Source organism: Xanthomonas hawaiiensis (assembly GCF_031834635.1).
In the GTDB taxonomy this organism is placed as follows: domain Bacteria; phylum Pseudomonadota; class Gammaproteobacteria; order Xanthomonadales; family Xanthomonadaceae; genus Xanthomonas_A; species Xanthomonas_A sacchari.
Map to the genome: position 1 here is coordinate 3,889,473 of NZ_CP115873.1, position 14,695 is coordinate 3,904,167.

Annotated in this window: 12 protein-coding genes; 4 read left to right on the forward strand and 8 right to left on the reverse strand. The window is 68.9% G+C overall.

All coding sequences use genetic code 11. The annotated features are described in order from the left end of the window. Window position 1 precedes the first annotated feature (1 nt). Window positions 2–1,426 carry a nicotinate phosphoribosyltransferase gene (locus tag PG878_RS16560; RefSeq protein WP_209030719.1) on the reverse strand — a complete coding sequence of 475 codons (1,425 nt, stop codon included), beginning with the start codon at window positions 1,424–1,426 and terminating at the stop codon, window positions 2–4. A 60-nt stretch (window positions 1,427–1,486) separates the two neighbouring features. Beyond that, window positions 1,487–2,542, reverse strand: a complete 1,056-nt coding sequence (locus tag PG878_RS16565; protein ID WP_010343124.1) for a bifunctional nicotinamide-nucleotide adenylyltransferase/Nudix hydroxylase — start codon at window positions 2,540–2,542, stop codon at window positions 1,487–1,489. Between the two features lie 285 nt (window positions 2,543–2,827). On the opposite strand from PG878_RS16565, the gene PG878_RS16570 reads away from it, so the two are divergent. Further along, entirely contained in the window at window positions 2,828–3,826 is a 999-nt protein-coding gene (locus PG878_RS16570) for an arabinogalactan endo-1,4-beta-galactosidase (RefSeq protein ID WP_209030718.1), read from the forward strand. Between the two features lie 47 nt (window positions 3,827–3,873). Beyond that, window positions 3,874–4,794: an endonuclease/exonuclease/phosphatase family protein gene (locus tag PG878_RS16575; RefSeq protein ID WP_425611784.1), complete on the forward strand. Its 921-nt coding sequence runs from the start codon at window positions 3,874–3,876 to the stop codon at window positions 4,792–4,794. A 424-nt stretch (window positions 4,795–5,218) separates the two neighbouring features. Here the strand turns inward: PG878_RS16575 and PG878_RS16580 are convergent, their stop codons facing one another. After that, window positions 5,219–6,118: a LysR substrate-binding domain-containing protein gene (locus tag PG878_RS16580; RefSeq protein ID WP_209031067.1), complete on the reverse strand. Its 900-nt coding sequence runs from the start codon at window positions 6,116–6,118 to the stop codon at window positions 5,219–5,221. 85 nt (window positions 6,119–6,203) lie between these two features. Between PG878_RS16580 and PG878_RS16585 the strand changes: the two genes are divergently transcribed. Beyond that, the gene (locus tag PG878_RS16585; protein ID WP_209031068.1) at window positions 6,204–6,947 is read left to right on the forward strand and encodes a sulfite exporter TauE/SafE family protein; all 744 of its coding nucleotides are present in this window, start codon (window positions 6,204–6,206) and stop codon (window positions 6,945–6,947) included. A gap of 492 nt (window positions 6,948–7,439) precedes the next feature. On the opposite strand, the gene PG878_RS16590 is transcribed toward PG878_RS16585, so the two are convergent. The 4 genes from PG878_RS16590 to PG878_RS16605 form a co-directional block, all read right to left on the reverse strand. Then, window positions 7,440–9,617 carry a carboxy terminal-processing peptidase gene (locus PG878_RS16590; RefSeq protein ID WP_209030716.1) on the reverse strand — a complete coding sequence of 726 codons (2,178 nt, stop codon included), beginning with the start codon at window positions 9,615–9,617 and terminating at the stop codon, window positions 7,440–7,442. A gap of 232 nt (window positions 9,618–9,849) precedes the next feature. Beyond that, window positions 9,850–10,860, reverse strand: a complete 1,011-nt coding sequence (lipA, locus tag PG878_RS16595) for a lipoyl synthase (protein WP_209030715.1) — start codon at window positions 10,858–10,860, stop codon at window positions 9,850–9,852. Window positions 10,861–10,882: 22 nt separating this feature from the next. Beyond that, window positions 10,883–11,590 carry a lipoyl(octanoyl) transferase LipB gene (gene lipB, locus PG878_RS16600; protein WP_209030714.1) on the reverse strand — a complete coding sequence of 236 codons (708 nt, stop codon included), beginning with the start codon at window positions 11,588–11,590 and terminating at the stop codon, window positions 10,883–10,885. Next, a complete protein-coding gene (locus PG878_RS16605; RefSeq protein WP_209030712.1) occupies window positions 11,578–11,856 on the reverse strand; it encodes a YbeD family protein in 279 nt (92 codons plus the stop codon). Before PG878_RS16605 ends, lipB begins: the two co-directional genes overlap by 13 nt. Window positions 11,857–12,221: 365 nt before the next feature. Between PG878_RS16605 and PG878_RS16610 the strand changes: the two genes are divergently transcribed. Continuing rightward, window positions 12,222–13,277: a lipid A deacylase LpxR family protein gene (locus tag PG878_RS16610; protein ID WP_209030710.1), complete on the forward strand. Its 1,056-nt coding sequence runs from the start codon at window positions 12,222–12,224 to the stop codon at window positions 13,275–13,277. A gap of 149 nt (window positions 13,278–13,426) precedes the next feature. Here PG878_RS16610 and PG878_RS16615 read toward each other — a convergent pair whose 3' ends face one another. Then, window positions 13,427–14,638: a D-alanyl-D-alanine carboxypeptidase family protein gene (locus tag PG878_RS16615; RefSeq protein WP_010343114.1), complete on the reverse strand. Its 1,212-nt coding sequence runs from the start codon at window positions 14,636–14,638 to the stop codon at window positions 13,427–13,429. Between the last annotated feature and the right edge of the window lie 57 nt (window positions 14,639–14,695).

A 14,695-nucleotide genomic window follows, 5' to 3' on the forward strand; every position in this document is an offset into this window, starting at 1 on the left:
CCTAGAGGCGCGCGGCGTTCGCGCGCTCGCGCACCTCGGCGAAGGTCCAGTCGTGCAGCAAGCGACCGTTCTCCCACACGGTGACCATCGCATCGTCGTAACCGGCCGGGCCGGCGACGGTTTCGGCCGAGACCGCGTCAGCCGCCACCGGCTCGGTGCGATAGCTGCCGTACTCGCGGTGCCGCAGCAGACGCATGCGCCCGCGCTTGCTGAGCTTGCCCTTGTCGGTGACCGGGTCCTTGTACACGTCGATCCAGCGGCCGTCGACACGGGCGGCCGAGCACTTCAGCGCGAACTTCTGGGTGTCGCGGTCGAGCCGCTGCAGCAGCGCGCCGCCCATGCCGAAGGCCAGGTTGTCGGTGGCGTAGCCGGCGCTGGTGATGCGCTCCAGGATCGCGCGGATGCTGGTCGGGTTGACCCCGTCGCCCTGGATCACCCGCACGTGGTTGAGCACCTTGTAGCCCTTGCCGTTGACGCTGTGGCCGAAGGCCTCGTCGAGCAGTTCCAGGCACTGGTGCACCACCGCCACCGGATCGCCCGAGTCCGGGCGGATCACCACGGTGGCGCCGGAGGCGATCACCTCCTCGCGCAGCGTGGTGCCCCAGTGCTCGCGGATCGCGTGGAAGATGTCGTAGCTGTCCGACACCACCGCGACCACGCCGCCGGGCTTGCCGAACTGCTTGAGCATGTTGCGGTACGCATCGACCTCGCGCTCGCGGCCCCAACTGGTGATGGTGCTGTGCTCGGCGGCGGGGATCGAATAGCCGGCCATCGGCTCGTGGTAGTGCGCGCGCGCCAGCAACAGCCCGGACACGGTGTCGGTGCCGAGGAAATTGACCAGGTGCGCCGCGCCGCCGATCGCCGCCGATTCCAGGCTGGACACGCCGCGCGCGCCGAAGTCGTGCAGCTTGAACGGCAACTGCCCGTCCGGATCGTCGCTGGTACGCTCCAGGAACTGACGCAGGGTCTGCTTGGCATGCCAGCTCACCGTGACCACGGTCACCGGGTACCAGATGCGCAGCAGCAACGTCTCCAGGTACGACGGCACCCAGTAGGCCTGCGCGTCGGTGGACTCGATGGTCATCAGCGCGTTGTGGGTCGGCACCACGCTGCCCTCGGGCACGGCGCGGATGCGGATCGGCAACTGGCCGCCGAGACGGTCGACGATGTCGCGCCAGCCGGCCTCGTTGAACGGCTCGCCGTGCGCGGCGAACAGGTCGCGCGCCTCGTCGATGTCGGCATGGGTGACCGGGCGGCCCAGCGCCTCCTTCAGGATCGACTGCAGTCCGAAGAACACGGTGCGGTCGTAGACGCCGCCGCGCGATTCCACATAGAAGAATGTGGCATCGGTGCCGGGCGGGTACTGCAGCCAGTGGCTGGCCTTGTAGCTATCGGTGTTGAGCAGCAGGTTGTTCAGGCATTGCATGACGGAAGCTCCTTCGCGTCGGGGAAAGCCGGCGGTCTGTCCGCCGGCCGGGAGGCCGCGTCAGCCGCGGCCCAGGAAGAATTCGAGCAGGTGCAGATGGTCCTCGAACAGTTTCGGGCCCATGCCCAGCACTTCGCTGACCGGCACCCAGCGCGCCTTGTCGGCGTCGTCGCCGCCGCGCACCTCGGGCAGTTCGCCGAACACGAACTCGAAGTGGAAGGCGTGGGTGATGGTGCGCCCGCGCAGGCTGCGCTCGGGATGGTCGAACACGTGGCGGTTCTTCAGCGAGCCCTTGAGCACCGGCACCGGGATCTTCAGCCGGGTCTCCTCGCGCAGCTCGCGCAGGCAGGCGTCGAGGATGCTCTCGTGCTGGCCGACGAAGCCGCCCGGCAGCGCCCACAGGCCCTTGCCCGGCGCCGCGCGGCGGCGCACCAGCAGCACGTGCCCGGAGTGCACCACCACCGCATCGGCGGTGACGAAGGTCGGCGGATACGGCGCCTCCTTCCAGGCGGCGCGGTACTGCTCGATGAACTGGTACTCGGCGAGCAGTTCGGCATACGACGGCGAGTTCTTGCGGAATGCCTCGAGCATGTCGAACACCGGCGCCGGCACGTTGCCGCGCAGCATCAGCAGCGCGCCGTGGAAATCGATGCTGCCGGCCTCGAACAGGTAGCGGCGCAGCTCGGTCGCCGACAGCGTCTCGGTGTGCTGCACGTCGACCAGCGGCCACTGCGGAAACTCGCGCAGGTAATAGCTGCTGGCGTCCTTGTCCATGCCGATCAGGCCGATCCGCGCCTCGGCGCTGCCGCCGTCGCTGCGCACCGCCTCGGCCACCGTGGACTGCACCGCGGCGATCCACTGGCTTTCGTTGTACAGGTGATCGCGCAGCGGACGCAGGATCAACCGCTCGCCGGCGCCTTCCAGCGCGGCCTGGATCATCACGCTGCGCTCGGCAACGGTCCAGGGATTGCGGATGGTGCGGGGGGTCTCGGCCGACCCGATCAGGAAGATGAGTTTCTGTCCACGCGCCAGGGCGTGGCGGGCAACGGCGGCGTGGCCGTTGTGGAAGGGCTCGAAGCGCCCGATGAACACGAGATAGTCGAACTCCATGAGCATCCCTCACGGTTGGGTGGATCGCCGCGGGTCTGTCCCTTGGCGTGGGCGAAATGCTACGCCGATGCCGCATCGCGTCAAGTGACGCACCGCGCAGATTCATCGGCCATCCAGGCAGCGCGCCCGGGGCATTGCGCCAGCGACGCTGCAGTGCAGCGCGCGTCGCCACAGCGATCGCGCTAGCCTCGTGCGCGCCGCGGCCATGGGGACCGCCCGGCACGTCCGCCCACCGCCGTTCGCGGCCGCACGACACCCCTTCTCCCCTCCTCCCATCACCGCGAGAATCGCATGAACCGATCGAGCAAGCGCGTGTCCGCCTGGCTACTGGTGTTGTTGCTCGCCTGCCTGTGTGCGCCGGCCATGGCGCAGACCTTCGCCAAGGGCGCCGATGTCAGTTGGATCGACCAGCAGGAAAGCAGCGGGCGCGTGTTCCGCAACGCCTCCGGCGCCACCACCGATTTCTTCTCGCTGCTCAAGGGCACCGGCGTCAACGCGATCCGGCTGCGCGTGTGGGTCAATCCCCAGGGCGGCTGGAACGACGGCGCCGACACGCTGAACATGGCCAAGCGGGCCAAGGCGCAGGGCATGCGCATCATGATCGACTTCCACTACAGCGACAGCTGGGCCGATCCCGGCAAGCAGACCAAGCCGGCGGCCTGGAGCAACCACGACTTCGCCACCCTGGTGAAGGACGTGTACTCGCACACCAGCGGCATCCTGTCCTATCTCAAGTCCAACGGCATCGACGTGAGCTGGGTACAGGTGGGCAACGAGATCAACAGCGGCATGCTGTGGCCGGACGGCAAGACGCCCAACTTCGGCAACCTCGCGCAACTGATCAACAGCGGCTACAACGCCAGCAAGTCGGTCTATCCCAACGCCAAGGTGATCGTGCACCTGGCCAATGGCTACGACAACGCGACCTTCCGCTGGTTCTTCGACAGTCTCAAGTCGGCCGGCGGCAAGTGGGACGTGGTCGGCATGTCGCACTACCCGTCCCCCAATGCCTGGCAGAGCGCCAACACCCAGATCGCCAGCAACATGCAGGACATGGTGGCGCGCTACGGTTCGGACGTGATCGTCAGCGAGGTCGGCATGGACTGGCAGCAGGCCGCGACCACCCGCGCGATGCTGGCCGATCTGCTCAGCAAGACCCGCGCGCTCGGCAGCCGCGGACTGGGCGTGTTCTATTGGGAACCCGACGCGTATCCGGGCTGGCAGGGCTACACGATGGGCGCGGTCGACAACAACGGCAAACTCACCCAGGCGCTGTCGGCGTTCAACTGATCGCCGCTCGGCAGGCGCGCCACGCGGTGGTCACCGACACCGCCGCCGTGCCACCATCGCGTGCTCCGCTCCTGTCGAGATCCGCCATGTCGCTGTCGCTGTCGTCCGCGCGCAAGCTCGCGCTTCCCTTGCTGCTGGTGCTGGGCGCGTGCATCGCGCAGGCGCAGGCGCGCACGCCCGCACCCCCCGCCGCGCCGGCTCCGCTCAAGGTGATGAGCTTCAATGTGCGCGTGCCGGTCGACACCGACGGCGACAAGCGCTGGGACGTGCGCCGCAGCGCGATGGCCGCGCTGATCCGCGCGCAGCACCCGGACGTGTTCGGCACCCAGGAACTGGTCGAGCGCCAGGCCGACTACCTGGCCGCGCAATTGCCGGAGTACCGCTGGTTCGGCCCGAGTCGCGACGGCAAGGACGACGGCGAACGCATGGGCGTGTTCTACGACAGCCGCAGGCTGAAGCTGGTGGACTCGGGCCACTTCTGGCTGTCGGACACGCCGGAGGTGATGGGCAGCATCAGTTGGGGCCATCCGCTGCCGCGCATGGTCAACTGGGGTCTGTTCGAGCGCATCGGCGATGGCCGCCGCTTCTACCTGTTCGACACCCATCTCCCCTATCGCGACGAGGACGAAGCGGCCCGCGCCAAGGGCGCGGCGCTGATCGTGTCGCGGCTGAAGGCGCTGCCGGCGGACGTGCCGGTGGTGCTGACCGGCGACTTCAACACCGTGCCGGACTCGCCGACCTACCGCACCCTCTCCGCCAGCCTGGCCGATGCGCGCACGCAGGTGGCGCAGCCGCGGGGTCCGGAAGCGACGTTCCACGATTTCACCGGCCACCCGGACCGGCGCATCGACTGGATCCTCTCGCGCGGGCTGAAGGCCACCGACTACGCCACGCTCGATGCGCGGCCGCAGGGCCACTGGCCTTCGGACCACTTCCCGGTGATCGCCACCTTCGCCTGGCCGGAGTGACGCGCGTGGGCCTGCGGCATGGACCGCAGGTCCGCGAACGGGAACGCCCCTCCGTTGTTCGGGTTCAGTCGCGACGAGGCGCCAGCGCAACCCCTGTCGCGGCTGAAGCCGCTCCTACGAGGCAACGACGCAACCGGCCGAGCCACCGCCGCAGCGCGTGATGGGGGCCGGATCTGTCCGCCGGAAAGCTTCCGGCTCCGGCAGCAGTCGGGACTCAAGTCCCTCCCACAGGAAGCAGGTGCGCTGTCAGAGAGCTGCATGTCGTAGGAGCGGCTTCAGCCGCGACATGCATGATCAGGGAACAGCCGCCGCAACTGGCCGCGAACCCGCAATAAGAGCCGCGCCTGCACGTTAACGACGTCCCCGCTGCACCGCTGCGCAAGCACATCGTCAGAAGCGTTCGTCCCGCGCCGGCCTGTGCCGCTCACCCCGCCGGCGTCGCATGCGCACACAGCCAATCCAGGACCTGCTGCACCGGCGGTGACGGCGCCGGTGTCGGTCGCCACACGATCGACAACTGGCGCAGCGCCCACGGCTCCTGCAGCGGCACCGCGACCAGTTGCGCGCGCACGCTGACCCGCTCCAGTGCCGCCTGTGGCAGGATCGCCACGCCGGCGCCGCGCGCCAGCATCCGGCACAGCGGTTCGATGCCGTGCACCTGCGCGCGGAGACGCAATTGGCCACCGGCACGCGCGGCCTGGGTCCGCAGATGCCGCTGCAACGCGCTGTCCTCGGCCAGGCCGAGCAATTGCGCCTGCCACACCTGCGCGAACCGCAGCTGCGACGCCTGCGCCAGCGGGTGCGTGGCCGCGGCCACCAGCACCAGCCGGTCCTGCCGGAACGGGCGGGCCTGCAGGCCGTGCAGATCGGCGTGATCGGCAATCACCGCCAGGTCGGCGCGTTGCTCGCGCAGCGCATCGGCCGCAGCCACGCTGCCCTGCTCGCGAAGCGCCAGATCGATGCGCGGATGCGCCACCAGGAACTCGGCCAGCACCTCCGGCAACCATTCCGACAGCGCCGCGGTATTGGCCAGCAGACGCACGCTCGCCTGGTGGCCGCCGGCGTACTCGCCCAGTTCGCTGCGCATCGCCTCGGCCTGGCGCAGCAACTGCCGCGCGTGGCGCAGCAACGCGGTGCCGGCCGCGGTGAGGCCGACGCCGCGCGGACCGCGCTCGAACAAGGCGACGCCGAGCTGCGTCTCCAGCGCACGGATGCGTGCACTGGCGGCGGCCAGCGACAGCGCCGCGCGATCGGCGCCGGCGGTGATACTGCCGGCTTCGGCCACCGCCAGGAACAGGCGCAGATCGGTGAAATCCAGGTGCATCGGCGCTCCGCCTTCGTCGTTGCCGAAGTCTGCCTGAAGCATTCGCGCATTGTCCGGCCGCCGCGGCACCCCGATGCTCGACGCCATGGACACGCTCGCCCCGCACCTGTTGCCGATCGCCCTGGTCTTCCTGCTGGCAGGCGGCGTCAAGGGCGTGGCCGGCATGGGCCTGCCGACGGTGGCGATGGGCCTGCTCGGGCTGTGGCTGACGCCGACAGAGGCCGCCGCGCTGCTGGCACTGCCGTCGCTGCTGACCAACCTGCAACAGGCCTGGGGCGCGGGCACGGGCGCGCTGTTGCGGCGGCTGTGGCCGTTGCTGGCGTGCATCGCCGCCGGCACCTGGTTCAGCGCCGGCATCCTCGCCGGCACCGACCCGCGGCTGGCGCGCGCCGGCCTGGGCGCGTTGCTGGCGCTGTACGCCGTGCTTGGCCTGAGCCAGTGGCAACTGCGCCTGTCGCCATCTCAGGCGCACTGGGCGGGGCCGCCCGTGGGCCTGGCGACCGGATTGCTGACCGGCGCCACCGGCGTGTTCGTGTTGCCGGTGCTGCCCTACCTGGTGGCGCTGGACCTGCCGCGGGACACGCTGCTGCGCGCGCTCGGCAGCTGCTTCGCCGCGGCGACCCTTGCGCTGGCCGCGGCACTGGTCGCGCACGGCGCCTTCCCCACGCAGGCACTGGGCCCATCGCTGCTGGCGCTGCTGCCCACCGCCATCGGCATGTGGCTGGGCGCACGGCTGCGCCAGCGCATTTCCGCCAGCGCGTTCCGCCGCGTGTTCTTCCTGACCCTGCTGGGACTGGGCCTGCACCAACTGTGGCAGGCGTTGGGCTAAAGATGTGATCCCACCACAACCGCTCAGCCGTAGGAGCGGCTTCAGCCGCGACCGGGCGTCCCCGAGAAGGTCCGGTCGCGGCTGAAGGGCATTTCCAACAACGAAGAAGGCATTTGTGGGAGCGACTTCAGCCGCGACGGGCGTTACCGGGAATGCCCGTCGCGGCTGAAGCCGCTCCTACAATCGCGATGACACACCGTGCCGAGCTGCGGCAACGAGGCATTACGAGAGTGTCCTGAAGCCGCTCCTGGTACGACGACACGCATTAAACGCGCGGCAGACCAAACGCCATGCCCGAGGTTCTCACCAATCACCAAAACTGCAGGCCTGCCCCTCAGTCCGCCCAACCCTCCGCACGCATCGATGCAGCAGGCGATCGACGGGCGCACGGCGATGGCGCACGCCTGCCCTGCAAAGCCCGAACCTGCAATGAAAAACGCGCCATCGCGGGGCGATGGCGCGTTCGTGTTCGCGCGACGGTGGAGCGCAGGCTCAGTCGGCCCAGCGTCCCGGGCCGGTGGACTGCGGCAGCACCTGCACCGACAGCGGACGGTCCTTCTCCAGCAGGTTGACCGCATCGCTCAGGATCGAGGCCGATTCGCGCAGCAGCGGATCCGGGCGCTTGTCGACCAGCTTCTCGCGCGCGGCATCCTTGATGATGTCGCGCTCGTTGCCGGTCAGGCCGTCGTCGCTGCTGTCGTCGGCCAGCGGATCCAGCGGCAGGCCGAGCTGCTTGCGGATCTCCTGGCGCTGCTTGCGCTGCGCATCCTGCTTCTCACGCTCGGCGCGGCGTTCGGCCTCGTTGAGCACCACGTACTTCTTCGCCGCCTCGTCGCGGAACTGGCGCACGTCCTCTTCCCACCACTGGAATTCCTTGTCGTTGGCGATGCGCGTGGTGTGCAGCGCCTCCAGCTTGGGCAGCAGCGGCGCGAAATTGCCGTACTGGGTGTGCGGCACTGCGGCGATGCGGCTCCACGGCAGTGCGTTGTCGTAGGTGCTCTCGCCGAACTCGGTGGCATCGACGCTGGCCGGGAAGGCGATGTCCGGCACCACACCCTTGTGCTGGGTGCTGCTGCCGCTGACGCGGAAGAACTGGGCGATGGTCAGCTTGACCTGGCCGAAGCGGTCGGTCTCGTTGGCCGGCCAGCGATCCAGGTCGACGATGTTCTGCACCGTGCCCTTGCCGAAGCTGGTCTCGCCGATGATCAGGCCGCGACCGTAATCCTGGATGGCGCCGGCAAAGATCTCCGATGCCGAAGCCGAGCCGCGGTTGATCAGCACCGCCAGCGGGCCGTCCCAGGCCACGGCCGGGTTCTGATCGCTGTTGACGGTGACGCGGCCGCCGGATTCGCGCACCTGCACCACCGGGCCCTGCTCGATGAACAGGCCGGTCAGCTCGATCGCTTCGTCCAGCGAACCGCCGCCGTTGTTGCGCAGGTCCAGCACCACGCCGTCGACCTTGTCGGTCTTGAACCCGGCCAGCAGCTTGGCCACGTCGCGGGTCGCCGAGGCATAGTCCTTGGCGTTGCGGCGGCGGCCTTCGAAGTCCTGGTAGAACGCCGGCAGCTTGATCACGCCGATGCGCCGCGCCGGCTCGCCGTCCTTCGCAGGCAGTTCGATGGTCTCGCCCTTGGCGGCCTGCTCGGCCAGGCGCACCTTCTGCCGGGTCAGCAGCACCTGGCGATGCTTGCCGTCCACGCCGGCTTCGGCGGGGATGTACTCCAGGCGCACCTGGGTATCCTTGTCGCCGCGGATCTTGGCGACCACGTCGTCGATGCGCCAGCCGATCACGTCCTCGACCGGACCGCTCTTGCCCTGGCCGACGCCGACGATGCGGTCGCCCGGCTTGAGCGTGCCGTCCAGCGCGGCGGGACCGCCCGGGATCACCTCGCGGATCACCACCAGGTCGTCCTGCTTCTGCAACTGCGCGCCGATGCCTTCCAGCGACAGCGACATCTGCTGGTTGAAGTTCTCGGCGGTGCGCGGGGTGAAGTAGTCGGTGTGCGGATCGACCGTATTCGTGTAGGCGTTCATGAAGAACTGGAACACGTCCTCGCTCTTCAGTTCCTTCACCGAGTCGTCGAGGTTGGCGTAGCGCTTGTCGAGCGTCTTGCGGATGTCCTCCGGCTTCTTGCCGGCGAGTTTGAGCCGCAGCCAGTCGTTCATCACCGACTTGCGCCACAGCGCATCCAGCTCCTGGTCGTCCTTGGCCCACGGCGCGTTCTTGCGGTCGTACTCGAACTTCTCGTCGCCGTCGAAGTTGAAGTCCTGCTTGAGCAGCTTGCGCGCGTAGGCGATGCGCTCGTCCACCCGCTGCCGGTACACGGCGAAGATCTGGAACGCCGGTTCCAGCTGGCCGGAGGAAATGTTGGCGCCGAGGTTGTTCTGGAAGCCGGCGAACTTGTCGATGTCGGCCTGGGTGAAGAACTGCTTGCTGCCGTCCAGGGTCTCCAGATACTTCTTGAAGACCTCCTTGGAGGTCGCCTCGTCGAGGGCGCGCGGCCGGTAGGCGTAGCGGCTGTCGGAGAGCAGGCCGTACACCAGCTTGGCGGTGGTGGCCTGGTCGGCGGTGGCAGCGGCCGGCAGGGCGGGCGCATCGGTACGGGCGAACAGCGCCAGCGGTGCGGTCAGCGCAAACGCCAGCAGGAAGGCGGAAGCTTTGAATTTCATCTGGGGACTCTCGGCACCAGGCCGTCAGGGGGGCAGCACATCGCGTGAGACAACACGACAGTGACGCAAGTTGCAGGCCGTGTCACCTGTTCATGAAGCAGACTAGCGGCGCGCCTGCGCAGAAGTGTGAACGCTGCCGGTGCGAGCCGCGCGGACGGTCGTCCTGCGGCGACGAACGCGCGTCGCCGCCGCGCCAAGGCGCGATCGACGACGCGGTTGAAGAGGACGCGATTCAGGCGGCGACGCCGGCGCCGGCCGCCTGGCGATCGGCGTGGTAGGAGGAACGCACCATCGGGCCGGAGGCGACGTGGCTGAAGCCCAGCGCGTTGCCGTACTCCTCCAGCGCCTTGTATTCGTCCGGCGTCCAGTAGCGCATCACCGGGTGGTGATGCGCGGTCGGCTGCAGGTACTGGCCGATGGTGACCATGTCCACGTCGTGCGCGCGCAGGTCGCGCAGGGTCGCCTGCACCTGCTCCAGGGTCTCGCCCAGGCCGAGCATGATGCCGGACTTGGTGGCGATCGCCGGGTGCTGCGCCTTGAACTTCTTGAGCAGGGTCAGCGACCACTGGTAGTCGGCGCCGGGCCGCACGTTCGGGTACAGGTCCGGCACGGTCTCGATGTTGTGGTTGAACACGTCCGGCGGATTGGTCGCCAGGATCTCCAGCGCGCGGTCCATGCGGCCCTTGCCGCGGAAGTCCGGGGTCAGGATCTCGATGCGGGTGGTCGGCGCGGCGACGCGGATGGCGCCGATGCAGTCGGCGAAATGCTGGGCGCCGCCGTCGCGCAGGTCGTCGCGGTCGACGCTGGTCACCACCACGTACTTCAGGCCCATGTCGGCCACGGTCTGCGCCAGGCTCGCCGGCTCGCCGGCATCCGGCGGCTTGGGCCGGCCGTGCGCGACATCGCAGAACGAGCAGCGCCGGGTGCAGACCTCGCCGAGGATCATGAAGGTGGCGGTGCCGTGGCCGAAGCACTCGTGGATGTTCGGGCAGCTGGCCTCTTCGCAGACGGTGAACAGGCGGTTCTCGCGCAGCTTGGCCTTGAGGTTCTGCACCGCATTGCCGGAGGGAATGCGCACGCGGATCCACGAGGGTTTGCGCAGCACCGGCGCGTCGGCGAACTGCACCGGCGAGCGCGCGATCTTGTCGCCGCCCAACTGCTTGACGCCGGTCTGCAGCGGCGCGGGCGCGCTGTCGCCGGAAAGGACCTGCAAGGGGATGGAGCGTGCGCTGGGCTGGGTCATGGCGTGGTCGGCGGGCAGGCGGTCAGGCCGCGTGCGTGAGCGAGAGGTCGGGCAAGGCGCCGAGCGGCTGCAGGGTCAGCCCGAACTGGCGCGCCAGTTGGGCCAGCAGGACCGGGGTGACCGCCTGCATGCCGGAGGGACCGCCCAAGTCTAGCACCGCGGTCACCTGCAGGCCCTGGTAGCCGCAGGGATTGATCCGGTGGAACGGCTCCAGGTCCATCGCCACGTTGAACGACAGGCCGTGGAAGGTGCAGCCGCGGCGCACGCGGATGCCGAGCGCGGCGACCTTGGCGCCGCCGACGTAGACGCCCGGCGCGCCCTCGCGGCGCTCGCCGAGGATGTTCCATTCGTCGAGGGTGTCGATGATCGCCTGCTCGATCCGGCACACGTAGTCGCGCACGCCAAGGTGCAGCCGACGCAGGTCCAGCAGCGGGTACACCACCAACTGGCCGGGGCCGTGGTAGGTGACCTGGCCGCCGCGATCGACCTGCAGCACCGGGATGTCGCCCGGCGCCAGCACGTGTTCCGGCTTGCCGGCCTGGCCGAGGGTGAATACCGGTTCGTGTTCGACCACCCACAACTCGTCGGGCGTCGCCTCGTCGCGCGCATCGGTGAAGCGCTGCATCGCCCGCCACACCGGCTCGTAGGGCTGGCGGCCGAGCTGGCGGACGCGGCACGGCGGCGGCGTGAGGGCCGACGCCAGTGGCGCGTCCCCGGCTACAGCGTCCACTTCACTTCCGGGTGCTCGCGCAGCGCCTGGTGCGCGGCGTCGTACTGGGCGCGGTCCAGCGCACGGAAGGCGATGCGCACCGACACGTACTTGCCGTTGGACGAATGTTTCCAGCTGATGCGCTCGTCCATCACCTCCACGCCGGCGGCGGCGAGCAGGCGCGGCAGTTCGGACTCCAGGCCGGTGTTGGCCGTGCCCATGGCACTGAGCTCGAACACGCCGGGGAACTGGAAACCGTGATCGGGGTTGTCGGAGGTGATGTCCATGCCCCGCATTATCGGGCCGGCGCCGGGCAAACCCAAGGCCGGGCCGGAGTTGGACGGCCACGGCCCGGGCCTGCCAGCCGCATGGAGCGCAGGTCCGGGCGCGTGCCAGGCAGCGGCGCGGCGCGGCCGCGCAGTCTTGGCATTGCTGCCTGTGGCCTCCCCCGCGCGGGTCATTGCGCATGATCGCCTTCACGCGGCAAGCGGGCGAATGGGACAGACAAACCCAAACGGACGAATTTGTCCGCTACGGCGCTTTTGCCTATCCTTCACCGCACGGGCTGCGTTCATGGTCCGGGATGTCGCCGGCGTCGACTGCTGCAGGCGGACATCGCCGCTCACGCCTTTTCCGACCAGAGACGCCGCCCATGCCGTCGCCCCGCCCGCTCGTTCCGCTGGCCATCGCCCTCGCCTTCGCCTCGGCCCCGGTCGCCGCCACCACGCAATGCCCGCGCGACACCCTGGAAGCGACCGCGCCCACGGTCAACGTCCGCGTCGACAACGACCTGTTCGGTGGCGCCGGCCAGGACCAGGGCTATACTAATGGGTTCGGCCTGATCATCGTCTCGCCGAACCTGCGCGACTACACCGACGACCCCTGCCTGCCGCGGCTGGCGCGGGCGGCGAACCGCGCCCTGACTTGGCTGCAGCCGAACAGCGACTTCACCCAGCGCAACATGACCTTCGCGATCGGCCAGGCGTTGTTCACCCCCACCGACAAGACCCGACGCGACCTGATCGAGGACGACCGTCCCTACGCCGGCCTGTTGCTGATGAACATCGGCTACAACGCGCGCAACGACGAGCGCCTGCGCACCACGCAACTCACCCTGGGCCTGGTCGGCCCCTCGGCGCAGGGCAAGCAGGTGCAGGATGCGGTGCACGACCTGCTGGGCGACGCCAAGTTCCAGGGCTGGGACAACCAGTTGCACGACGAGCCGGTGTTTCGCGTGCTGCACGAACGCCTGCGCCGCTGGTCCAGCGACGGCAGCCGCGACGGCTGGGGCTGGGACGCGATCAGCCACTGGGGCGGCGCGCTCGGCACGCTGGACACCCACGCCAATGCCGGCATGGAACTGCGCCTGGGCTGGAAGCTGCCCGACGATTTCGGCAGTTCGCCGCTGCGCCCCGCCGGCGAGAACGTCGCCCCGCCGGCCGACAGCGTCGGCAGCGGCTGGTCGGCGCACCTGTTCGTGACCACCGATGGACGCTGGGTATTGCGCGACATCACCCTGGACGGCAACACCTTCCGCGACAGCCACAGCGTGAAGAAGCGCCCCTTCGTCGGCGACGCCGGCATCGGCCTGGCGGTGATGCGCGGCAAATGGAAGTTCGCCCTCGCCCGCTACTGGCGCACCCGCGAATTCGACCTGCAGCGGCAGACGCCGGTGTTCGGGAGTTTTACGGTGAGTCGGAAGCTTTGAGGCTGGGAATGGGGAATGGGGAATGGGGAATGGCAAAAGCGGGCCTCGCGCCCATCCGTCAGGTCGCGAGACACCGCTTTACCAATTCCCGATTCCCCATTCTCCATTCCCAAGAAAAAAGCCGGCGTCAGCCGGCTTTTTTCAAACACTCACTCCGATTCCCACCACATCCAGAAGCTGTCCCACAGACGCTTGAAGAAGCCGGCCTCGTCGACCGCCTTGAGCGCCACCAGCGGGGCCTGCGCCACCACCTTGCCGTCCAGGCTCACCTTGACCGTGCCGATCTGCTGGCCCTGCTTGATCGGCGCCTCCAGGGTCTTGGGCACTTCGATCGCCGGCTTCAGTTCGTTGTAGCGGCCACGCGGCACGCTGACCAGCAGCGGCTGCGCCACGCCCAGCAGCACCTGCTTCTCGGTGCCCTTCCACACGCGCTGCTGCGCGACCTGCTTGCCCGGCTCGTACAGGCTGTGGGTCTCGAAGAAGCGGAAGCCCCAGTTCAGCAGCGCCAGGCTGTCCTCGGCGCGTTGCTTCTCGGAGCTGTCGCCCATCACCACCGCGATCAGGCGCTGGTCGCCGCGCTTGGCCGAGCTGAGCAGGCAGTAGCCGGCCTCGGAGGTGTGGCCGGTCTTGATGCCGTCCACGCTGGGGTCGCGCCACAGCAGCAGGTTGCGGTTGGGCTGGGTGATGTCGCCGACGCGGAATTCCTTGATCTTGTTGTAGGCGTAGGTTTCCGGGTAGTCGCGCACCATCGCCCGGCCCAGCAGCGCCAGATCGTAGGCGGTGGTGTAGTGGCCGTCGGCCGACAGGCCGTGGGCGTTGACGAAGTGCGAGCCGGTCATGCCGATCTTCTTCGCGTACTCGTTCATCAGCGACGCGAAGGCTTCCTCGCTGCCGGCGGTGTGTTCGGCCAGCGCGATCGCCGCGTCGTTGCCGGACTGGATCGCCATACCCTTTTCCATGTCTTCCAGGCGCGCGGTCTTGTTGACCGGGAAGCCGCTGTAGCTGCCGTCGGTGCCGGCACCGCCCTCGCGCCAGGCGCGCTCGCTGAGCATGACCTGGTCGTCGCGGGTGATCTTGCCCAGCTTCAGTTCGGCCGCGATCACGTACGAGGTCATCACCTTGGTGATGCTGGCCGGGGCCACGCGTTCGTGTTCGTTCTCACCAGCCAGCACCTGGCCGGTGGCGTAGTCCATCAGCACCCAGGACTTGGACACGGCCGGCTTGGGCGCGGGCGGGATCGCCACGGTGGCCGGAGCGGCGGCAGCGGCGGCCGGCGGCGCGGGAACCGGGCCGGGCGTCTGCGCGGAAACCAGGCCGACGGCGAACGTGGCCACGGCAGCGACGGCGAAGCGGAATTTCATCTAAAACGACTCCTGGCGGGCCCGAAGGCCGATGGAAAACGCGACATTGTAGGCCGA